This is a genomic window from Pseudemcibacter sp. (assembly GCF_965661635.1).
In the GTDB taxonomy this organism is placed as follows: Bacteria; Pseudomonadota; Alphaproteobacteria; order Sphingomonadales; family Emcibacteraceae; genus Pseudemcibacter.
Map to the genome: position 1 here is coordinate 1 of NZ_CBFIEP010000063.1, position 3,722 is coordinate 3,722.

The 3,722-nt window shown below is 37.6% G+C and carries 6 protein-coding genes; 4 read left to right on the forward strand and 2 right to left on the reverse strand.

Features of this window, described 5'->3' with window-relative positions:
• Positions 1 to 183 (reverse strand): hypothetical protein (locus ACTF6W_RS04670; protein WP_438993385.1); only part of this gene is annotated, 183 nt, incomplete at its 3' end.
• Between the two features lie 114 nt (positions 184 to 297).
• Between ACTF6W_RS04670 and ACTF6W_RS04675 the strand changes: the two genes are divergently transcribed.
• On the forward strand, positions 298 to 1,185 hold the full coding sequence (locus tag ACTF6W_RS04675) for a LysR family transcriptional regulator (protein WP_438993386.1): 888 nt from the start codon (positions 298 to 300) through the stop codon (positions 1,183 to 1,185).
• A 3-nt stretch (positions 1,186 to 1,188) separates the two neighbouring features.
• The gene (locus tag ACTF6W_RS04680; protein WP_438993387.1) at positions 1,189 to 2,064 is read left to right on the forward strand and encodes an AEC family transporter; all 876 of its coding nucleotides are present in this window, start codon (positions 1,189 to 1,191) and stop codon (positions 2,062 to 2,064) included.
• Here the strand turns inward: ACTF6W_RS04680 and ACTF6W_RS04685 are convergent.
• A complete protein-coding gene (locus ACTF6W_RS04685; RefSeq protein ID WP_438993388.1) occupies positions 2,061 to 2,327 on the reverse strand; it encodes a BolA family protein in 267 nt (88 codons plus the stop codon). The genes ACTF6W_RS04680 and ACTF6W_RS04685 overlap by 4 nt on opposite strands.
• An 87-nt stretch (positions 2,328 to 2,414) precedes the next feature.
• Between ACTF6W_RS04685 and ACTF6W_RS04690 the strand changes: the two genes are divergently transcribed.
• The gene (locus ACTF6W_RS04690) at positions 2,415 to 2,906 is read left to right on the forward strand and encodes a J domain-containing protein (protein WP_438993389.1); all 492 of its coding nucleotides are present in this window, start codon (positions 2,415 to 2,417) and stop codon (positions 2,904 to 2,906) included.
• Between the two features lie 24 nt (positions 2,907 to 2,930).
• Positions 2,931 to 3,722, forward strand: a 792-nt coding sequence (locus ACTF6W_RS04695) for an AAA family ATPase (protein ID WP_438993390.1), incomplete at its 3' end; no start/stop codon positions are given.

Here is a 3,722-nt window from a genome sequence, read left to right on the forward strand (position 1 = left end):
CCACTTTTTACCCTTCAACGCATAATAAACGAGGTTCCCCGCAATTAATGCCGGTGGTAAAAATTGTGTAGATGGAATGATAAAGTGATGTTCAAGAACACTTTGTTCAAACACCTTATAAGCCATTGCTAAAAAGATTAAGAATGCGGGAACGACAGTCCAATTTTTCTTAATTAGATCCAATGAAATTCTCCCTCTTATATTTTTTCAGCTACTTTACCCTATAAGATTAAATTTTACAAATTCCAATATGATAGATATTATCTATGAAGATATTAAATTAAAAAGATACTATAAATGATTGAAAACTATCAGCTTCGTTATTTTTTAGCCGTTGTCGAAACTGGCAGTTTCACAAAAGCCGCTAAGCGTGTCTTTGTGACCCAACCCACACTCTCTGCTGGGATAAAAAAACTTGAACAGCATTTAGGTAAAGAGCTTTTCAACAGAACCTCTAAACGAGTATACTTAACGGAAAGCGGTACTCGTTTTCTGCCACACGCAAAGTCGATCCTTTATCAATTAAATCTTGCAGAATCTGATATTCAATCAACGGGGCATTCAAATATTTTAAGACTTGGTGTTTTAAAAACAATTTCCGCAAAAATTCTCCAAAATATTCTTAGTACTTTTAACCGCGATACAGGCAATCTTGTTATAGAATTATTTGAAGGACGCGAACAAGAAATTCAAAACAGACTAGACGATGGACAGATTGATATTGCGCTTACCATCATGAGAACGACACAAAAACAAGAAAAAATTAAACTTTATAACGAAGGATACTCAATAGCGATTGGTGAACACCATCCATTAGCTACTAAAGAAAAAATCCGTCCCGAAGATTTCGCAGGAGAACCAACAATAGTAAGATCACATTGCGAAATATTAAGTGAAACAAGTCGTTTTTTTACGGACCATAATGTGAGACCCCGTTTGGTTTATAATACGACACAAGACGAGCGTGCATTAGCGATGGTTGCCGCCGGAATTGGTTTTACAACAATGCCAGATCATTATCATTCAGACGACGTCAAAAGAGTAAAAATGATCGGTTATGACTTTACCCGTGAAATAGGGCTTGTCAAAACGTCATATAATGTTAGTGATGATAAAGAAAAACTACTCGACCATTTTATCGACTTTACGAAAAACCATGTTCACGAAATAACCTATGAAAGTTAAATAATGTTCTCAGAGCTTTTTAATGTTGTTTCACCGGTATTATTCATTTCACTTATCGGTTTTATCTGGGTCAAAAAAGAGTACGCTTTCCCTACTGATTTCGTCACGCGGATAAACATGAATTTAGGGGCACCCTGCCTTGTATTTGTTGGATTATTAGGACTTCGTGAAGATATTTCAGCCATGACCACTTTTATGTTGGCTTCCTTATTCGCTATCATAATACTTCTCATACTTGTCAGTATATTTGTTTATATAACTGGGTTACCAAAACGGGGCTATATAATCGCGCTTTCTTCATCAAATTGCGGGAATATGGGCATACCGCTTTCTTTGTTTGCTTTTGGTGATCTCGGGATGTCTTTTGCGATTGCTTTTTATGTTGTTGGCTCAATATTTCAATATACTGTTTCATTACTTATTTCTCATGGAAATATGAAAATAGGCGAGCTATTAAGGCTTTCACTTCTTTGGGGAATACTGGCTGCTGTATTTTTCATTGCAACGGATAGCGAGCCTCCCATCTGGGTGATGAATACGGCAAACCTTCTTGCAGGAATTATGATCCCGCTAATGCTTCTCGCACTAGGGGCGTCACTCGCTAATTTGAAAATTATAAAATTAAGCAAAATTGCTACCATCGGTGCCATTAAAATGTTTGCTGGAATTGGTATTGGTATTTTTGTTGCAAATTGGTTTGGGTTTGAAGGGGTTGATAGAAATGTTTTAATTCTTCAAATGTCTATGCCCGTCGCAGTCTTTAGTTATCTGCTTGCCGCTCGTTACAATAGAAATCCTGATGAGGTCGCAAGCTTAATATTCACGACCACCTTAATGAGCTTTATACTGGTGCCATTAATGATGCTATTTTTATTTTAAGCGTCTGTTCCTTCAACGCCTAATGATAACGCGTGAACCGGACCTGCCAATTCTTCGCTTAGTGCTTTATAGACCATTCTTTGGCGGTTCACTCGTGACTGTCCATTAAGCGCACTGGCTTTCATATTTACATGAAAATGAGTTTCCCCTTCGGGTCTTGCGCCAACATGTCCCGCATGCTTATGAGATTCGTCAATTACTTCTAAAAATTCCGGATTAAAGGCTTCATTAAGCTTTAATTCAATTTTTTCCTTTACAGTCATGCGCGTTACTTTCTATTAGTATTTAACCCTGTTAATACTGCTATAAACTTTTGCCGTATTAATAACAACAAACAAAGTATTATTTTTATGAATAGTGGTCCGCATAAAAGAATCTGTGAATGGAACGATTGCCCAAAAGAGGGACGTTACCGTATTCAGGCATCTGCTGACCAAAATGACATACATTGGTTTTGCGCAATACACGCGCGAACATTTGATTTAAGCGTAGCGAATAAAGGCCCGTTTTTTGGTGCTGCATCATCAGGCTGGACACAAAAACAAAATTCATCATCTGAAAATAACGAAGAATATCATAAGCCATATGCGGATATAAAATCTGATGTAAGAATGAAACATATTGGCTCGGAAAAAACATTAAATTACACAAAAGAAGACCTAGATCATCTGAAAACTTTAGGTCTTGATACGGGCGCAAATAAAGAAGAAATCAAAAAAGTGTATAAAACACTTGTCAAACATTGTCATCCAGACCAAAATCCCGATTTTGATCATGGAAATTATATTTTCACAAAAATTACTGAGGCCTATAACGCCTTGAAAAATAAAGATTTTAAGTAACTATAAGATCAAGTGGACCGTAAAATGACAACGAACAAAGGCGTAGACTCCGGCACGCCAGAAACACTATTTAATGTAAAAGACACTTTTGGCATTGATTCAGCCATGGGAGTCAAAGGATTTTCAGAGCCAACTGAACACGTACCGGAAGTCGATGAAAGTTATATTTTTGATCATGATACAACTCTCGCGATCCTTGCTGGTTTTGCCCACAACAGACGTGTAATGGTTCAAGGTTATCATGGTACGGGTAAGTCAACCCATATCGAACAAGTGGCCGCGCGATTAAATTGGCCATGTTTGAGGGTCAATCTTGACAGTCATATCAGCCGTATTGATTTGATCGGTAAGGATGCCATTACATTAAAAGATGGCGTACAAGTTACAGAATTTAAAGAAGGCATCCTTCCATGGGCTTTACAAAGTCCTACTGCACTAGTGTTTGATGAATATGATGCGGGACGTCCTGATGTTATGTTTGTTATACAACGTGTTCTCGAAGTTGCTGGTAAACTTACATTGCTTGATCAAAACAAAGTAATCCATCCGCATCAATCATTTCGTCTTTTTGCAACGACAAACACAATTGGTCTTGGTGATACCACGGGTCTTTATCACGGCACACAACAAATCAACCAAGGACAGATGGACCGGTGGAACATTGTTACAACCTTGAATTATCTACCCCATGATCATGAAGAAAATGTCGTAGCCGCAAAAATGCCAATGATGCAAAACGAAGACGATCTAAAGATTATCAAACAAATGGTTCAAGTTGCTGATCTTAGCCGAAAAGGTTTCATCAATGGTGATATA

Coding starts and splice junctions, on each gene's coding strand:
- ACTF6W_RS04675 (WP_438993386.1), top strand. CDS start 298: ATGATTGAAAACTATCAGCTTCGTTATTTTTTAGCCGTTGTCGAAACT.
- ACTF6W_RS04680 (WP_438993387.1), top strand. CDS start 1,189: ATGTTCTCAGAGCTTTTTAATGTTGTTTCACCGGTATTATTCATTTCA.
- ACTF6W_RS04685 (WP_438993388.1), bottom strand. CDS start 2,327: ATGACTGTAAAGGAAAAAATTGAATTAAAGCTTAATGAAGCCTTTAAT.
- ACTF6W_RS04690 (WP_438993389.1), top strand. CDS start 2,415: ATGAATAGTGGTCCGCATAAAAGAATCTGTGAATGGAACGATTGCCCA.